At 67.7% G+C, this 16,404-nt stretch carries 15 protein-coding genes; 10 read left to right on the forward strand and 5 right to left on the reverse strand.

The genetic code is table 11. From position 1 onward, the window contains the following. Nucleotides 1-84 precede the first annotated feature (84 nt). Nucleotides 85-957, forward strand: coding sequence for a glycerophosphodiester phosphodiesterase (locus EV379_RS04795; RefSeq protein WP_130505132.1), 873 nt, complete (start codon nt 85-87; stop codon nt 955-957). A 495-nt stretch (nt 958-1,452) separates the two neighbouring features. Further along, nucleotides 1,453-2,043 carry a GDSL-type esterase/lipase family protein gene (locus EV379_RS04800; protein ID WP_130505133.1) on the forward strand — a complete coding sequence of 197 codons (591 nt, stop codon included), beginning with the start codon at nt 1,453-1,455 and terminating at the stop codon, nt 2,041-2,043. A 2-nt stretch (nt 2,044-2,045) separates the two neighbouring features. Here the strand turns inward: EV379_RS04800 and EV379_RS04805 are convergent, their stop codons facing one another. Together EV379_RS04805 and EV379_RS04810 are read right to left on the reverse strand one after the other, a co-directional pair. After that, nucleotides 2,046-3,407, reverse strand: a complete 1,362-nt coding sequence (locus EV379_RS04805; RefSeq protein WP_242616240.1) for a M20/M25/M40 family metallo-hydrolase — start codon at nt 3,405-3,407, stop codon at nt 2,046-2,048. Further along, nucleotides 3,400-3,678 carry a metal-sensitive transcriptional regulator gene (locus tag EV379_RS04810; RefSeq protein ID WP_055833353.1) on the reverse strand — a complete coding sequence of 93 codons (279 nt, stop codon included), beginning with the start codon at nt 3,676-3,678 and terminating at the stop codon, nt 3,400-3,402. Before EV379_RS04810 ends, EV379_RS04805 begins: the two co-directional genes overlap by 8 nt. A gap of 63 nt (nt 3,679-3,741) precedes the next feature. Here EV379_RS04810 and EV379_RS04815 point away from each other — a divergent pair, with 63 nt between their 5' ends. The 7 genes from EV379_RS04815 (at nt 3,742) to EV379_RS04845 (ending at nt 11,729) form a co-directional block, all read left to right on the forward strand. Beyond that, on the forward strand, nt 3,742-5,646 hold the full coding sequence (locus tag EV379_RS04815) for a DUF2207 domain-containing protein (RefSeq protein ID WP_130505134.1): 1,905 nt from the start codon (nt 3,742-3,744) through the stop codon (nt 5,644-5,646). Between the two features lie 122 nt (nt 5,647-5,768). Then, nucleotides 5,769-6,128, forward strand: coding sequence for a DUF6804 family protein (locus tag EV379_RS04820; protein WP_130505135.1), 360 nt, complete (start codon nt 5,769-5,771; stop codon nt 6,126-6,128). Nucleotides 6,129-6,291: 163 nt separating this feature from the next. Next, nucleotides 6,292-8,418 carry a DEAD/DEAH box helicase gene (locus EV379_RS04825; RefSeq protein WP_130505136.1) on the forward strand — a complete coding sequence of 709 codons (2,127 nt, stop codon included), beginning with the start codon at nt 6,292-6,294 and terminating at the stop codon, nt 8,416-8,418. A gap of 108 nt (nt 8,419-8,526) precedes the next feature. Further along, nucleotides 8,527-9,558 carry a 6-phosphofructokinase gene (locus tag EV379_RS04830; protein ID WP_130505137.1) on the forward strand — a complete coding sequence of 344 codons (1,032 nt, stop codon included), beginning with the start codon at nt 8,527-8,529 and terminating at the stop codon, nt 9,556-9,558. Between the two features lie 10 nt (nt 9,559-9,568). Further along, the gene (locus tag EV379_RS04835) at nt 9,569-10,078 is read left to right on the forward strand and encodes an 8-oxo-dGTP diphosphatase (protein ID WP_130505138.1); all 510 of its coding nucleotides are present in this window, start codon (nt 9,569-9,571) and stop codon (nt 10,076-10,078) included. A gap of 140 nt (nt 10,079-10,218) precedes the next feature. Further along, nucleotides 10,219-11,397 carry an inorganic phosphate transporter gene (locus tag EV379_RS04840; protein WP_130505139.1) on the forward strand — a complete coding sequence of 393 codons (1,179 nt, stop codon included), beginning with the start codon at nt 10,219-10,221 and terminating at the stop codon, nt 11,395-11,397. After that, nucleotides 11,394-11,729 carry a peptidase gene (locus tag EV379_RS04845; RefSeq protein WP_130505140.1) on the forward strand — a complete coding sequence of 112 codons (336 nt, stop codon included), beginning with the start codon at nt 11,394-11,396 and terminating at the stop codon, nt 11,727-11,729. The genes EV379_RS04840 and EV379_RS04845 overlap by 4 nt, the downstream gene beginning before the upstream one ends. A gap of 88 nt (nt 11,730-11,817) precedes the next feature. On the opposite strand, the gene EV379_RS04850 is transcribed toward EV379_RS04845, so the two are convergent. Further along, complete coding sequence (locus EV379_RS04850; RefSeq protein WP_130505141.1) at nt 11,818-13,092, reverse strand: uracil-xanthine permease family protein; 1,275 nt, start codon at nt 13,090-13,092, stop codon at nt 11,818-11,820. Between the two features lie 86 nt (nt 13,093-13,178). Here EV379_RS04850 and EV379_RS04855 point away from each other — a divergent pair, with 86 nt between their 5' ends. Continuing rightward, nucleotides 13,179-14,708, forward strand: coding sequence for an NCS2 family permease (locus tag EV379_RS04855; protein WP_130505142.1), 1,530 nt, complete (start codon nt 13,179-13,181; stop codon nt 14,706-14,708). 63 nt (nt 14,709-14,771) lie between these two features. Here EV379_RS04855 and EV379_RS04860 read toward each other — a convergent pair whose 3' ends face one another. Together EV379_RS04860 and EV379_RS04865 are read right to left on the reverse strand one after the other, a co-directional pair. Then, nucleotides 14,772-15,533, reverse strand: a complete 762-nt coding sequence (locus tag EV379_RS04860) for a FadR/GntR family transcriptional regulator (protein ID WP_130505143.1) — start codon at nt 15,531-15,533, stop codon at nt 14,772-14,774. Between the two features lie 69 nt (nt 15,534-15,602). Further along, nucleotides 15,603-16,394, reverse strand: coding sequence for a 3-oxoacyl-ACP reductase (locus EV379_RS04865; RefSeq protein WP_207226196.1), 792 nt, complete (start codon nt 16,392-16,394; stop codon nt 15,603-15,605). Nucleotides 16,395-16,404 lie beyond the last annotated feature (10 nt).

Raw genomic sequence — 16,404 nt, forward strand, 5'->3', positions numbered from 1 at the left:
TGAGTAACGAAAAGATAACGGCTGCGCTAGTGTTTCGACTATCAGACCGCGCGATGGGGCGCGGAACGGTCGAAAGGTCACCACGTGAAAGCTCGGGTTGCAGCGATCCTCGCCACGGCTACGTCGCTCGCCCTGCTCAACACCCTGGTCCTCACGCCCGGCGCCCCCGAGGTGTTCGCCTCCGATGTCTTCGGCTCGCTCCGGCTGCCGGGGGACGCGGCGTTCATCGCCGGTCACCGCGGCGACCGCTCGGTCGCACCCGAGAACACGATCGCGGCATTCACGGCGGCCTTCGAGAACCCGTCGATGCAGTTCGTCGAGACAGACGTGCAGCTCAGCCGAGACGGCGTTCCGATGATCTTCCACGACACGACGCTCAAGCGCGTGACAGGCTCGCCCAAACGCGTCGCCGATCTGAACGTTGCCGAGCTGAAGCGCCTTGATGTCGGTGCCTTCTACGGCGAGGACTTCGTCGACACACGGATGCCGAGCCTCGACGAGTTCCTGGAGCTGGCAGGCGGCTACGACAAGCGGCTCCTCGTCGAGCTGAAGGCCGACTGGACGCCGCAGCAGTTGGCGATCGTCGTGGCGGCGATCGAACGCTCCGGCGTCGGATCGCGCGTGCTGCTGCAGAGCTTCAGCATCGAGACGCTGCAGAATCTGCAGAGTGCGGCGCCGAAGCAGCCCAGGATGCTGCTGATCCGGGAACTGCCTGCCGATCCCGTGCCGATGGCGCTGCGCCTCGGCGTTCTCGCGCTCGGCACGACGGCGCAGTCGGTGACGGCAGCACCGCAGGCGCTGCAACGTCTGCACGAGGTCGGGATCGGTGTCGTCTGCTACACGCTGAACTCGGAGCGGAGCTGGGCGGAGGTGCAGGCGCTCGGCGTCGACGGCATCATCACGGACACCCCGAGCGACCTCGACGGCTGGCTCGCCGACAACGCCCCCGGCACATAGGTCACGGGCAACCGTTTTCGCATACGCGCTCGGGGCTTCGCAGGCGCGCCTCCTCGTTCCTCGTCGACGCGCTTGCTCAAGCCAGCGTGCGGAGAAGAGGTTCACAGTGCGGACACTCGGGCTGGCTCGCGGAGACCCACGCTGGTTCGCGGAGACTCACGCTGGCTTGAGGGAGCAGCCGAGGGACGAGGCCGCGACCGAAGCCGAGTGCGCTGCGTGACCGGCCGGATGCCGGGCAACCGTTTTCGCGTACGCGCTCGGGGCTTCGCAGGCGCGCCTCCTCGTTCCTCGTCGACGCGCTTGCTCAAGCCAGCGTGCGGAGAGAGGTTCACAGTGCGGAAACTCACGCTGGCTCGCGGAGACCCACGCTGGCTTGAGGGAGCAGCCGAGGCACGAGGCCGCGACCGAAGCCAAGTGCCTGCCGAATCTGTGCTTGTGCTTCGCATCATCTAGCCAATCTCCAGCCTTCGGGGTGATGATGGTCAAGGGAGGGCCATGATGACCGGATCACTGACGTTTGTCGGCGACAGCCTGACCGCGGGCGGACGCTGGGACGAGTGGTTCCCGGAGTTCAACGTTCACAACCACGGCACGGGCGGCGCGACGACGGCCGATGTGCTGGCCGGAATCGACATGCTCCTGGCCGAGGAGCCCGATGCGATCGCACTGCTCATCGGCACCAATGACCTCGCCTGGCGCAAGTCCGTTGAGCACGTCGTGCGCAACATCGAGAGCATCCTCGTGACCGCGCACAAGCGTCTGCCGCAGACCCGCCTGCTCGTGCAGTCTGTGCTGCCTCGTGAGCCGGAGTTCGCGCCGGCCATCCGCGACATCAACAGACACCTGCGCCAGTTCTCGGCGACGGTGCGGGCGCAATACCTCGACCTCTGGCCGGTGTTCGCCGACGACCGGGGCGCGCTGGGCCCACTGCACAGCGAGGACGGGCTGCACCTCACCGGCCCCGGCTACGAGAGCTGGCTGAACGAGCTGCGTCCCGCCATCGAACGGCTCTTCGCCGTGCCGATCGTGACGACACCGATCGACACGATCGCCGTCGATGCCAGCGGCGCCACGGTCGGTCGCTGACCTCAGCGCGCGGCGATGAGGTGGCGGTAGAAGCCGATTCCGCGCACCCAGGTGTCCACGTGCATGTGCTCGTTCGCGGCGTGCAGCGTCGCGCGCTGCTCCGCCGTCATCTCGAACGGCGTGAAACGGTAGACGGCATCGCAGATCGCCGTGAAGCGACGGCTGTCGCTCGCACCGGTCTGCACATAGGGGGTGGCGAGCACCTCGGAATCGATGGCGGCGATCGCATCGACGATCGACTGCCATTCCGCACCGGACATCGGCGAGACCGGTGATGGCTCGCTGGCGTCCTGAACGTCGATCTGCACGAGGGGATCGTGGATGGCGCGGCGCACGTGCCGCACCATCTCCGCGACGCTCGACCCGACGGCGACCCGCACGTTCACGGTGGCGACAGCGCGCTCGGCGAGCGCGTTGTGTGCCATGCTCCCGCTCAGTTGGGTGACGGCGGCGGTTGTGCGCACGAGGGCATTCGTCTCGTCGCTCATGCGCCCGAGCGCGGCGAGCAGCAGCGGACGGAACAGCCGCGGGTGCCGGAACACGGCGGAGAGCGCCCCGGAGGAATTCGCGCCGACGGTGCGGAGCATCTCGGCGATGGCCGGGTTGATGCTGCCGCGGAAGGGGCGCGCGTGCATGCGGGTGATCGCGCGGGCCAGCCGCAGCGTCGCCGTCATTCGCGGGGGAGTCGACGCGTGGCCGCCCTGCTGCTCGACGCTCAGCGTGAGGTGGGTGATGCCCTTCTCGCTGACGCCGATCATCGCACTCGGTCGCGTGAGGCCAGGCAGCACGCCGCGCACGATGGCGCCGCCCTCATCGAGCACGAGGCCGGGCCGGATGCCGCGGGCCCGCAACGTCTCCACGGTGGCGACCGCGCCACTGCCGCCGGTCTCCTCGTCGTGGCCGAAGCTCAGGTAAATGTCGTTGGCAGGGCTGAATCCGGCGTCGATCTGGGCTTCGACCGCCTCCATGATGGCGACGAGCGCGCCCTTGTCATCGAGGGTCCCTCTGCCCCAGATCATCCGGTCTGGGCCGTCACCGACGGTCACGGCGTCGAATGGCGGATGGGTCCAGCCCTCCGCGGTCGCGGCGACGACGTCGTAATGCGCCATCAGCACCATCGGGGCGGCATCCGAGGCCCCGCGCCACCGGAACAGCATGGAGTGCCCGGCGATCAGCTCGAGTTCGAGAGTGGCATGGGTGAGCGGGTAGAGCTCGGCGAGCAGCGCGCGGAACCGGTCGAAGGCCGCCCAATCCGTGTCGGCCGGGTCGGAGCGCGACATGGTGGGAATGCGAATCAGCTGTTGCAGGCGCGCCACCGAGGTGGAGGCGTCGAGCAGCTGACGTTCGCTCTGCGCCTCAACCACGGTTGTTGCTGAGCTCGAACACCTTCAGCAGCTCGGTCACGGCGGCGTCACGTTCCTCGCCGCCGGCCTCGAACTGATGCGTCACGTGGGTGCGCAGGTGGTTCTCGACGAGCAGCTTGTTCAACGAGCCGAGCGACTTCTGGATGGCGAGCGAGAGCGTGATGATGTCAACGCAGTAGTCCTCGTTCTCGATCATTTTCTCGAGCCCGCGCATCTGTCCTTCGAGAATGCGGGTGCGGTGCAGTGCGCGCTTCTTGATGTCTTCGATCACCCTGCAAGACTACCGCCGGATTCGATACCGGGGGCGGGTACGCGGCACCGCTACTGTTGGGGCATGAGGCGTCTCGTCATTCAGCTCGGCAGCGCCATGATCATGACCGCGCTGTTCCTCGCAACGGCGGTCGGGCCTGCACTCATCACCCAGCCGGCCACAGCATCAGACGAGCACGCCGTGGCCGCGCTTGGTCCGAAGCTGGGAGTCGATGACTTCCGTTTCGCCTCGCTCGATGCCGAGTACCTGCTCGGCCGCGACAGCGACGGCCGTTCGACCCTGGCCGTGACGGAGACACTGGTCGCCGTCTTCCCCGAGATCGATCAGAACCGCGGCATCCGTCGCGCCATCCCGCTCCGCTACGACGGCCACCCCACCGATGTCCGGGTGCTGAGCGTCACTGACGAGAACGGCGTCGCGCGCGGCTTCGAGCAGGAGAACGACGAGGACGACGAATTCCTGCTGGTGACGATCGCCGCTGACGGCTACGTGCACGGCGCGCAGAGCTACGTCATCCGCTACACCCAGAACAACGTCACCCTCGATCCGGACGACAGCGACGTCCAGGAGTTCTACTGGGACGTCAACGGCACCGGCTGGGCCCAGCCGTTCGACCGGGTGAACGCGGTCGTGACGATGGATGACGCACTCGGCGATGCGTTCACCGGCGACGTTGCCTGCTACCGCGGCCCGGAGGGGTCGACGACGCGGTGCGAACAGCTGGTGGTGGGCGAGAGTCTGCCGCCGGTGATCATGGTGGGCGCCGCCGATCTCGGGGCCTTCGAGAATCTCAGCGTGGCCATGGCGTTCGATCCGGGCACCTTTGTGCCGAGAGACGCGTCTCTCGCGGCATCGACACCTGGACTCATCGGGCTCGGCGCCGGAATCGTCAGCGTCGCCGGGCTGATCGCCGCGATCGTGGCCAGGCGCACCCGATGGCGCAGCGCGGCCGGGCGCGGGCTGGTCATCGCCGAGTACGAGTCGCCGCCCGGCGTCGACCCCCTGCTCGCCGCCGAGCTGCTCGGGGCCGAGACCAAGGGGGTCACGGCGACGATCCTCGACCTCGCCGTCAACGGCGCCGTGCGCATCATCGAGACCAAGAAGAAGCGTTTCGAGTTGGAGCTGCACGATCCCGCGCTCGTCACGGCTGAGGGCGCCCCCGTGCTCGCGGCGCTCTTCGGCGACAACGCGGCACCGGGCGCCAGGCGCAAGCTCGGCTCCAGTGACAGCGCGCTGGCCAGCGCGCTCGTCTCTGTCGGTCGCAGCACGCGTGCACGGTCGACGGCAGCGGGGTTCCGACGCCCGGTCGGTGTCGGCGGGCGCATCGCGCTCGCGGCGGTCGTGCTGATCACCGCGGTGGTCGCCGTCATCGGCAGCATCATCGCCCTGGACACGGACCGCGGCGGCGTGTGGCCCGTGTTCGTCATGCTCGCCTCGATCGTTGCGGCCGTCTTTGTGCTGATCCTGCTCATCGACGTCCGCCCCCTGACCAGGCAGGGCGCGATCGCCAAGGAACAGCTGCGCGGCCTCGAACTGTTCATCCGGCTCGCGGAGGCAGATCGACTGCGGATGCTGCAGAGCCCGAGCGGGGCGCTCCGCGACCCCGTGGCGAGCGGAGTGGCGACGGCCGGCGTGGCGCTGGCGGATGCCGGATCGCCCGGCCCGGTCTCGCCGGACCAGGTGCTCCGGCTGCACGAGAAGCTGCTGCCGTACTCGGTGCTGTTCGGGCAGGAGAAGGAATGGTCGGCGGAGCTCGCATCGCTCTACGAACGCGCTGGCACCGACCCGAGCTGGTACAGCGGGCGCAGCGGATTCAACGTCGCGGCGTTCTCGGCGGGCGTCGGCAGCTTCGCGACCGCGTCGAGCACGTCATGGTCCAGCTCCGGCTCGAGCTCTTCCAGCGGCGGCTCAGGGGGAGGCGGCTCCAGCGGCGGCGGTGGCGGCGGTGGCGGTGGAGGGGGCGTGTAGCTACTGCTCCGATCAGGCGAGTCGGTCGAAACAGCACACGCATCGGTGGCGATCGCTGAGCGTGCCTGATTGATGGCTGCCGCCTTTCATGACGCTGTGCGTCTTGCGTCTACGCTGGGGGGATGTCGAATCGCCCCGTCGCCCGCAAGGGGAACACCCCGGCCGCTCCCGAGTTCACCCGGCCGGCTCTCGCCCCCGGTCTCCTCGGTGCGATCGCCCTCATGGTCGGACTTGCCCTGCTCGACGTCGACGCCTTCACGATCGTGCGCTTCGTCGTCAGCATCCTCGCCCTGATCATCTGCGTCTTCGCGGTGCAGGGCAAGGCGTGGTGGTGGCTCATCGGCCTGGCACCGATCGCCGTGCTGTGGAACCCGATCATCGTCATCGAACTACACGGTCAGGGCTGGGTTTCGCTGCAGTTCGTCGCCGCACTCATCTTCATCGCAAGCGGAATTTTCATCAAGGTTCCGACTAAGGCGTGAAAATCCGCGCGGCGCAGTACACTGATACCGCGTCGGCAGACCCTGTCACCGCCTCGACCGTGCACGGCACGCTGCTTGGGGATGGGTTCGGCGCGTAGTTCGCGGGCATCACCGGGCAGCGACCGGTCGAGGGCGAACGCAGGCATCCGAGAGTTGGAGAACAATGCCCGAACAGCGACGCTCACGTCAGCGCACCCGCAGTCGTGACGACGAGGCGCCCATCATCCCGATCCTCGCCCGCAAGGTGCGCGAGGTCGAGGCCAAGGCGCAGGGCGGCAAGGTCGGGCCGACCAACCGCACCAAGTTCCAGGTGATCGCACTGCTGATGCGCGAGGAGCGCGCGCGTGTGAAGACCGACCCGGAGATCAGCGACGCCACCAGGGCCGAGCTGCTCAAGCGCCTCGACGGCATTGCGCAGATCCTGGCGAAGACCGCCGCCCGCGACACCAGCCTGATCACCCTGCTCGAGCCGGACGCCTCCGTCGGCGCGGTCGCGCAGCGGTTCCGTCGGGACTGGCTGCTCGAGTCCGGTGCGGAACTCACCCCGGATGAGCTCATCATCACGCGCGAGCCGGAAGCAGCGCCCGTGGTCCCCGAGAACCAGGTCATCCCGCAGTCGGTGAAGTCCCGCCAGCTCGCCAACCCGTTCCTCGCCCCCGACTTCTCGCGCGCTGCCGCCCCCGTTGTTCCGGTGCGCCGCCTCGCAAACTGGGAGCTGCTCAGCCCGCTGTTCAAGTCCTTCGAGTACGGATCCGGCGGGCAGGCGGCCACGATGGAGCTGCCGGAGGCGCCGAAGATCGACAGGCTCTCGCCCAAGGGCATGGAGCTGATGAAGCACCAGGCGCGCTTCGTCGAGAGCGTCCGCCAGGGGCACCGCACCTTCCTCCTGGCCGATGAGCCGGGACTCGGCAAGACGGCGCAGAGCGTGCTCGCGGCATCCGTCGCCGACGCCTACCCCCTGCTCGCCGTCGTGCCCAACGTCGTGAAGATGAACTGGGCCCGCGAGGTCGAGCGCTGGACGCCGCACCGCCGCGCAACGGTGATCCACGGTGACGGCGACACCCTCGACGCCTTCGCCGATGTCGTCATCGTCAACTACGACGTGCTCGACCGCCACCGCAGCTGGCTCGGCACCCTCGGCTTCCGCGGCATGGTCGTCGACGAGGCGCACTTCATCAAAAACCTGCAGTCGCAGCGCTCGAAGCACGTGCTCGCGCTCTCCGAACGCATCCGCCAAACCACGCCGGGCGGCAACCCCCTGCTGATGGCGCTCACCGGAACGCCGCTGATCAACGACGTCGACGACTTCCGCGCCATCTGGCAGTACCTCGGCTGGATCAACGGCGACAAGCCGGCTCCGGCGCTGCTGGCCAAGCTCGAGGAGTCCGGCCTGACACCGGCCGACATGGGCTTCTACGCCGAGGCGCGCGCCGCCGTCATCGACATGGGAATCGTGCGCCGCCGCAAGGTCGACGTCGCGACCGATCTGCCGGCCAAGCGCATCGCCGATCTGCCCGTCGAGCTCGACGACGACCTGGGCCGCTCCATCCGCCAGGCCGAGCGCGAGCTCGGCTACCGGCTGCGCGACCGTTTCCTGGCCCTCGTCTCCTCACGGGGTCTCAGCCTCGGCCAGCTCGACGAAGACCAGTTCGATGGCTTCGTGCGGGCCGTCGCCCACGCCGAGCTCGAGGAGTCGAAGGCCGCGAAGTCCGGCGACAACGTCTTCACGATGGTGCGCAAGATCGGCCAGGCCAAGGCGGCACTCGCCGCCGACTACGCGGCCCAGCTGGCCCGCTCCGTCGGCAAGGTCGTGTTCTTCGCCAAGCACATCGACGTCATGGATGCCGCGGAGGAGACCTTCGCCAAGCGTGAGCTGAAGAGCGTCTCGCTGCGCGGTGACCAGAGCGCCGTGGCCAGGCAGGCCGCGATCGACGCGTTCAACAACGATCCGGATGTCTCCGTCGCCGTGTGCTCGCTCACGGCCGCCGGCGTCGGCGTCAACCTGCAGGCAGCGTCCAACGTCGTGCTCGCCGAGCTCAGCTGGACGGCCGCGGAGCAGACGCAGGCCATCGACCGGGTGCACCGCATCGGCCAGGAGGAGCCCGTCACGGCGTGGCGCATCATCGCGGCGCACACCATCGACGCGAAGATCGCCGAGCTCATCGACAGCAAGCAGGGGCTCGCCGCGCGTGCCCTCGACGGCTCGGACGAGGAGGCCGTCGCGGCAGACTCGGTGCAGCAGAATGCGCTCGCGCACCTGCTGCGGCAGGCCATCGACGGTTCGTTGTAGACTCGCGAAACCGAGCGAAACGCCCCGATGATGCGGCGACGCGGCAGAGCCCTGCCGCGGAGCGAGTCGGAATCACAGCATGAGAAGCACAGAGGAGTCGTAGGGCGCATGAAGATCGGAATCTTGACGAGCGGTGGCGACTGCCCCGGATTGAACGCCGTGATCCGCGGAGCCGTGCTCAAGGGAGTCATCTCGCACGACACCGAGTTCGTCGGCTTCCGCTCCGGCTGGCGCGGCGTCGTCGAGGCCGACATCATGCCGATCACGCGCCATGACGTGCGCGGCCTCGCCAAGCAGGGTGGAACCATCCTCGGCTCCAGCCGCACCAACCCCTTCGAGGGCGAGGGCGGCGGGCCGGAGAACATCCAGCGCATGCTCGATGAGAACGGCATCGACGCCATCATCGCGATCGGCGGCGAGGGCACCCTCACCGCCGCACGCCGCCTGCACGACGAGGGCGGCATCAACGTCGTCGGCGTTCCCAAGACGATCGACAACGACCTGACCGCCACCGACTACTCCTTCGGCTTCGACACCGCCGTGGAGATCGCCACGGAGGCCATCGACCGCCTGCGCACCACCGCCGACTCGCACGGCCGCTGCATGGTGCTCGAGGTCATGGGCCGCCACGTCGGCTGGATCGCCCTGCACTCCGGCATGGCCGGCGGCGCGCACGCAATCCTCATCCCGGAGCAGCCGCAGTCCATCGATCAGATCTGCGAGTGGGTGGAGTCCGTGCGCGAGCGCGGCCGTGCCCCGCTCGTCGTCGTCGCCGAGGGCTTCACCCTCGAGGGCATGACCGAGGCGCACTCGCACAAGGGCCTGGACGCCTTCAACCGCCCGCGCCTCGGCGGCATCGCCGAGCTGCTCGCCCCGATGATCGAGGAGCGCACCGGCATCGAGTCCCGCGCGACCGTTCTCGGCCACATTCAGCGCGGCGGCGCCCCGAGCGCCTACGACCGGGTGCTGGCAACCCGTCTCGGCATGGCGGCCGTCGAGGCCGTCTACGAGCGCCAGTGGGGCTCCATGGTGTCCCTCCGGGGAACCGAGATCAAGACGGTCAGCATCGCCGAGGCAACGGGCGGGCTCAACACCGTGCCGCAGGACCGCTTCGACGAGGCCCGCATCCTCTTCGGCTAGGAACCCGGCCGTGTCGTCTGCTCCCGCCCTGCCAGAGGTCTGCGTCGTCTACCTGCTGCGCACCGACGAGCGCGGCGTCAGGCAGGTACTGCTCGGGCGCAAGAAGTTCGGCCTCGGCCAGGGCAACTTCGTCGGCCTCGGCGGCAAACTCGAGCCGGGGGAGACGCCGACGGATGCCGCGGTGCGCGAGGTCGCCGAGGAATCCGGCGTCGTCGTGCGGCCGGAGGATCTGCAAGCCCGCGGCAGGCTCAGCTACCACTTCCCGCACCGGGAATCGTGGAGCCAGGCGTCGCACGTGTTCGTGTGCGAACGGTGGGAGCGTCATCCAAGCGAATCGGATGAATTGAATCCTGAGTGGTTCGATCTGGACGCCGTTCCGTACGCGGAAATGTGGGATGACGCCCGCTTTTGGTTGCCGGCGGTGCTGCTGGGCGGAGGGGTCGACCGCAGCTTCACCTTCGGTGAAGACCTCGCAAGCGTCGTGGATGCGACACTCTCCGCCACTCCGCAATCTGACTGACCCAGACTCAGGTTGACCTCTGTCGATTCGGGTGTAAGTATCGACGTGGTGTTCCGCAGTTCTTCGATTTCGGCAAGCCATTCCTCGTGAATTTCCGGTGAACTCTCACCGACCTCCTCTTCCCCTAAAGAAAGACGCCGGTGGATATCACCCTGATCGTCGTGCTCGTCATCGCGCTTGCACTGTTTTTCGATTTCACTAACGGTTTTCATGACACCGCCAACGCGATGGCAACCCCCATCGCGACCGGTGCGATGAAGCCGAAGGTCGCGGTCACCGTCGCGGCCCTGTTGAACCTGGTCGGCGCATTCCTCTCCACCGAGGTCGCCCAGACGATTTCCGGCGGCATCATCAAAGAGGGTGATGACGGTGTCCTCATCACACCAGAGCTCATCTTCGCCGGCCTCATCGGCGCGATCGTGTGGAACATGTTCACGTGGCTGCTCGGCCTTCCGTCGAGCTCCAGCCACGCACTCTTCGGTGGCCTGATCGGCGCTGCCCTCGTCGGCTTCGGGACCGGAGCGATCGACTTCGCGGTCCTCACCTCGAAGGTGATCCTGCCCGCGCTGCTCGCCCCGCTGACGGCGGGCCTCATCGCCTATCTGGCGACCAAGATCGCCTACGCCGTGACGCGACGCTACGACGGCAAGCCCGACGGGCGCGACGGCTTCCGCTACGCGCAGATCTTCTCCTCCTCGCTCGTCGCGCTCGCCCACGGCACCAACGACGCCCAGAAGACGATGGGTGTCATCACGCTGACCCTCGTCGCAGCAGGCACGCAGCCCGCCGGCTCCGATGTGCAGTGGTGGGTCATCGTGACCTGTGCCATCGCGATCGCGCTCGGCACCTACATGGGCGGATGGCGCATCATCAAGACCCTGGGAACCGGCCTGACCGAGGTCAAGCCCGCGCAGGGCTTCGCGGCCGAGACGGCAACGGCCGCGACGATCCTCGCGTCCAGCCACGTCGGCTTCGCCCTCTCGACCACGCAGGTCGCCTCCGGCTCCGTGATCGGCTCCGGCCTCGGACGCCGCGGCTCGACCGTTCGCTGGGGCACGGCCGGGCGCATCGGCGTCGGCTGGCTCTTGACCCTGCCGGCCGCCGCCGCGGTCGGTGCGGTCGCTGCGTTTGTCGCGCTGCTCGGCCCGATCGGCATCATCATCGACACCGTCGTCGGTGTCGCTGTCATCCTGGGCATTTTCCTCCGCTCGCGCCGGAATGAGATCTCGCACCACAACGTCGTCAGCGAGGTGGCAGACTCCGGCCTCGCCGTCCAGATCAGCACGAACCCCGAGCCGAAGAAGAAGGTCAAGCCGTGATCGATTGGTCGGCCTTCGGCCTCGTCCTCATCTCCGCCCTCGTCGGCACCTGCATCGTCGTCGCGGCGTTCTCACTCGGCATTCGCCTGCTGACGGTGTCAGGGCGCACGCCCATCGTCACACCGGCCGAATTCACCGACGCCATCACCGTCATCACGCCGGCTGAGCTCCGCCACGCGGAGAAGCGCGCGGCCAAGGCGGCACGCAAGAGCCCGCTGAGCGCCGGCCAGAAGCGGGCCGCTCTGTACGGTGCGTGGGTCTGCTTCGGCATCAGCGGCATCGCCGTGCTCGTCGGCATCTACCTCATCATCGGCGAGCACCTGCTGGGCTGAACCCCGTAGCGCCGTAGATACGACAGAACCGCCGTAGACATGTCTACGGCGGTTCTGTCGTATCTGGCGCGGGTGCGCCCGGCTCCGGCTAGTCGGTGCCGCGCAGACGCGAGACGGCGTTCATCACGTGGTAGATCACGATGGCGGCGATCGTGCCGAGCGCGATGCCGTTGAAGGTGAACGAACCCAGGTTGATCGTGTAGTCGGCGATGCCGACGATCAGGGCCGTCGCGGCCGTGAACTGGTTGATCGGCTTGTTGAAGTCGACCTTGTTGTCGAGCCAGATCTTCACACCGATGATGCCGATGAGGCCGTAGAGCGCGGTCGTCACGCCGCCGAGCACGCCGGCAGGGATCGTGTTGATGACGGCGCCGACCTTGGGGGAGAGGCCGAGCAGGATCGCGAAGATGCCGGCCACCCAGTAGGCGGCGGTGGAGTAGACACGGGTTGCCGCCATCACGCCGATGTTCTCGCCGTACGTGGTCGTACCTGAGCCGCCGAAACTTCCGGCGAGCATCGTCGCCAGGCCGTCCGCGAACAGTGCGCGGCCGGTGAGCTTGTTCACGCTCGGATCGGTGAGCTGGGCGACACCGCGGATGTGGCCGACGTTCTCCGCGATCAGCACGAGCACAACCGGGATGAACGCTGGCAGGGTCGCCAGCACGGCCGAATCGGTGAACGGGTTCCCGGGGAAGGCGAACGTCGGCCAGCCGAACCAGGGGGCCGCGGCGACGGCGTCGAAGTTGACCTCGCCGAAGAGCACGGCGGCCAGGTAGCCGACGACGACACCGATGAAGATCGAGAGCCGACCGAGGATGCCGCGGAACAGCACGGCGCTGAGGATGACGGCGCTGAGCGTGATGAGCGCCGTCAGCGGGGCCTTGGCGAAGTTGGCGCCGGCGGCCGGGGCGAGGTTGAAACCGATCAGGGCCACGATGGCACCGGCGACGACCGGTGGCATCAGACCGTCGATCCAGCCGGTTCCCGTGACCTGCACGATCAGGCCGACGGCCGCGAGCATCGCTCCGACGACGACGATGCCGAACAGCGCGTTGCTGTGGTCGGTGCCGACGCTTGCCGCGGTGATCGGGGCGATGAAGGCGAAGGATGAACCGAGGTAGCTCGGCAGGCGGTTGCCCGTGATGAGCAGGAACAGGATCGTTCCGATACCGGAGAACAGCAGCGTCGTGCTCGGCGGGAATCCGGTGAGGATCGGAACGAGGAACGTTGCACCGAACATGGCGACGACGTGCTGGGTGCCGAGCCCGATCGTGCGCGGCCAGCTGAGCCGTTCCGCGGGGAGCACGACCGCGCTCGCCTCCACGTTCTTTCCATCGCCGTGAAGCGTCCAGGGCAGGTGCATGCTGCAGATTCCGATCTGTGAGGGGGGTTGACGGCGAATGGCCTCAGACGATCGTAGGGAGTGTTGGCGGCGATTTCGTGCGTTTGATGGCAAAACCCTTAGAATTGGCCGGGGAATTCACACCTTTTCAGCGCAAGGAGCTAGCCATCTCGCAGTCAACGGCCACTGAGACGCCAACCACACCACCGACAGGGTTGAAGTCTCGACTCGACAGCTACTTTGAAATCACCCGACGCGGCTCCACCTTCGGCACCGAAATGCGCGGCGGCATCGTCACCTTCGTGACGATGGCGTACATCGTGATCCTCAACCCGATCATCCTGAGCGGCCACCCCGACGTGAACGGCGACATGCTCGCGTTCCCGCAGGTCGCCGCCGTCACCGCCCTCACGGCCGGTGTGATGACGATCCTGTTCGGCCTCATCGCCCGTCTGCCGTTCGGCTTCGCCGCCGGTCTCGGCATCAATTCCTTCCTCGCGGTGAGCGTCGTCGGTCAGGTCACCTGGCCGGAGGCCATGGGCCTCGTCGTCGTGAACGGCCTGATCATCGTGCTGTTGGCCGCCACCGGCCTGCGCCGCCTGATCTTCGAGGCCGTCCCGATCCAGCTGAAGCTCGCGATCACCGTCGGAATCGGTCTGTTCATCGCGTTCATCGGACTCGTCAACGCCGGCTTCGTCACCTCCACCGGTGCCGCTTCGCCGCCCGTCGGCCTGGGCGTCGAGGGCTCGGTCGCCACCGTTCCGACGCTCGTCTTCATCGTGACCCTGCTGATCACCGGCGTGCTCGTTGCCCGCAAGGTGAAGGGCGCACTGCTCATCGGTCTCGTCGGCAGCACCGTCATCGCCGTGATCGTCGAAGCGGTCATGAAGCTCGGCCCGTCCTTCGTCGACGGCAAGCCCAACCCCGGCGGCTGGAGCCTCTCCGTCCCCGAACTCCCTGCGCAGTGGGTCAGCCTTCCCGACCTCAGCCTGGTCGGCGACGTCAGCTTCGGCAGTTTCGAGCGCATCGGCGCCCTGGCCGCCCTCATGCTCGTCTTCACCCTCGTGTTCACCAACTTCTTCGACGCGATGGGCACCATGACCGGCCTCTCCAACGAGGCGAAGCTGGCCGACGCCAACGGCGACTTCCCCCGCCTGAAGAGCGCGCTTGTCGTCGAGGGCATCGGCGCGGTCGCCGGTGGCTTCAGCTCGAGCTCCTCGAACACCGTGTTCATCGAATCCGGCGCAGGCATCGGTGAGGGCGCCCGCACCGGTTTCGCGAACATCGTGACCGGTCTGCTCTTCCTGATCGCCATGTTCTTCACCCCGCTCACCTCGATCGTGCCCTCCGAGGTGGCCAGCGCCGCCCTCGTGATCGTCGGTGCCCTGATGATGACCCAGATCAAGGACATCGACTTCAGCGAGTTCTCCGTGCTGCTGCCGGTGTTCCTCACGATCATCGTGATGCCGCTCACCTACTCGATCGCCAACGGCATCGGCGCGGGCTTCGTCGCGTGGGTGCTCATCCGCTCGCTCTCCGGCAAGGGCAAGGGCATCAGCCCGCTGCTCTGGATCGTCGCGGCCGGCTTCCTGCTCTACTTCGTGCGCGGCCCGATCGAGGCCATGCTCGGCGCGTAGTCGAGACGCATAGAAGGGTCGGATGCCGCTGGCACCCGACCCTTCGTCGTTTCTGGCGTTGTGCTAGCCGAGGAAGCCGCGCAGCAGGGCTTCCGAGCCGGCGATGTGCTCGCTCATGGCCTCGGCCGCTGCATCCGGATTGCCGCGCAGGATGGCACGCACGATCGCCTCGTGCTGCTCGTTCGAGTGCGCGATGTTGGGGGCAAGCAGCGGGATGTCGTCGAGCAGCTCGTTCACACGCATGCGCACATCGGCCACGAGCGGAACCAGGCTGGGGGAGCCGACGAGTTCGGCGATCAGAAGGTGCAGCCTGGAGTCGTGCCTGCGGTAGTCGCTCGGGGCGGCGTCCCGACAGTCCTCGAGGGCTTGCCAGAGCCGCTCCCTGTCGACGCCGCTGAGCTCGCACATGGCCGCCTGCCTGGCCGCACCGCACTCGAGGATGCTGCGGAGCACGATCGTGTCCTCGATCTCGGCGACCGGAACCTCCCGGCGCTCGCGCAGCTCGCCGTTCGCGCCGACCGTCGGCGTGCCTCGCGGCACGGGGTCGACGACGAAGGTCCCGCCGTACCGGCCGCGCCGGGAGAGCACGTAGCCGGCCTCCGTGAGCGCGGCGATCGCCTCGCGCAGGGTGTCGCGGCTCACCGAGAGCATTGCGGCGAGTTCGCGCTCGGCCGGGAGCTTCTCGCCCGGCGCGATCAGCCCGAGCCGGATCGTCTGCAGCAGACGCTGTACCGTCTCCTCGAAGGCGTTCGCCGTCTTCCCAGGGCGCAGCAACAGCTCGGCGCTCAGAAGGCCGTGCTGTGCTGCGTCCGGTGAATCAACCATCATTCCAGCTTAGGGTCGCTTGCCAATGGGCGGTGCTCGGTTGGGGGGGGGGGGGGTGAGGGCTACTGCTCAGACCGGGGTGACGTAGGCCGAGCTGATGCCGCCGTCGACGAGGAACGTCGAGCCGGTGATGAACGACGAGTCGTCGCTGGCGAGGAACGCGACGGCTGCCGCGAGTTCCTCCGGTTCCGCGAAGCGACCGACCGGGATGTGCACGAGGCGGCGCTGGGCCCGCTCCTGGTCCTTGGCGAAGAGTTCCTGCAGCAGCGGGGTGTTGACGGGGCCGGGGCAGAGGGCGTTGACCCTGATGCCCTGACGGGCGAACTGCACCCCGAGCTCCCGACTCATCGCGAGCACACCACCCTTGGACGCGGTGTACGAGATCTGCGAGGTCGCCGAGCCCATCACGGCCACGAACGACGCCGTGTTGATGATCGAGCCCTTGCCTTGCTTGACCATGTGCCGCAGCGCCGCCCTGGAGCAGAGGTAGACCGACTTGAGGTTGACGTCCTGCACCTTCTCCCACGCCGGCAGCTCCGTCGTCTCGATGGAGTCGTCATCGGGTGGCGAGATGCCGGCGTTGTTGAAGGCGATGTCGACCGAGCCGTAGCTGGCTGCCGCCGTGTCGAAGAGGTTGTTGACCTGCTCCTCGTCGGTGACGTTGACCTTGACGAACAGGCCGCCGACGAGTTCGGCCGCCGCGGCGCCCGTCGTCTCGTCCATGTCGCCGATCACGACGCGGGCGCCCTCGGCGGCGAAGCGCTTCGCCGTGGCGAGGCCGATGCCGCTGGCGCCGCCGGTGATGACGGCGACCTTGCCGGCGAGACGCTGGGTCAGGTCGATGGGAGCGATTGCGTTCATGGTTCTCTCT

The sequence above is a fragment of the Microterricola gilva genome (assembly GCF_004217495.1).
GTDB lineage: Bacteria > Actinomycetota > Actinomycetes > Actinomycetales > Microbacteriaceae > Microterricola > Microterricola gilva.

Excerpts from the sequence above, each read along its gene's own strand:
- EV379_RS04815 (WP_130505134.1), top strand. The coding sequence starts at position 3,742 with ATGAGGCGTCTCGTCATTCAGCTCGGCAGCGCCATGATCATGACCGCG.
- EV379_RS04865 (WP_207226196.1), bottom strand. The coding sequence starts at position 16,394 with ATGAACGCAATCGCTCCCATCGACCTGACCCAGCGTCTCGCCGGCAAG.
- EV379_RS04855 (WP_130505142.1), top strand. The coding sequence starts at position 13,179 with ATGGCAAAACCCTTAGAATTGGCCGGGGAATTCACACCTTTTCAGCGC.
- EV379_RS04800 (WP_130505133.1), top strand. The coding sequence starts at position 1,453 with ATGATGACCGGATCACTGACGTTTGTCGGCGACAGCCTGACCGCGGGC.
- EV379_RS04820 (WP_130505135.1), top strand. The coding sequence starts at position 5,769 with ATGTCGAATCGCCCCGTCGCCCGCAAGGGGAACACCCCGGCCGCTCCC.
- EV379_RS04860 (WP_130505143.1), bottom strand. The coding sequence starts at position 15,533 with ATGGTTGATTCACCGGACGCAGCACAGCACGGCCTTCTGAGCGCCGAG.
- EV379_RS04830 (WP_130505137.1), top strand. The coding sequence starts at position 8,527 with ATGAAGATCGGAATCTTGACGAGCGGTGGCGACTGCCCCGGATTGAAC.
- EV379_RS04825 (WP_130505136.1), top strand. The coding sequence starts at position 6,292 with ATGCCCGAACAGCGACGCTCACGTCAGCGCACCCGCAGTCGTGACGAC.
- EV379_RS04850 (WP_130505141.1), bottom strand. The coding sequence starts at position 13,092 with ATGCACCTGCCCTGGACGCTTCACGGCGATGGAAAGAACGTGGAGGCG.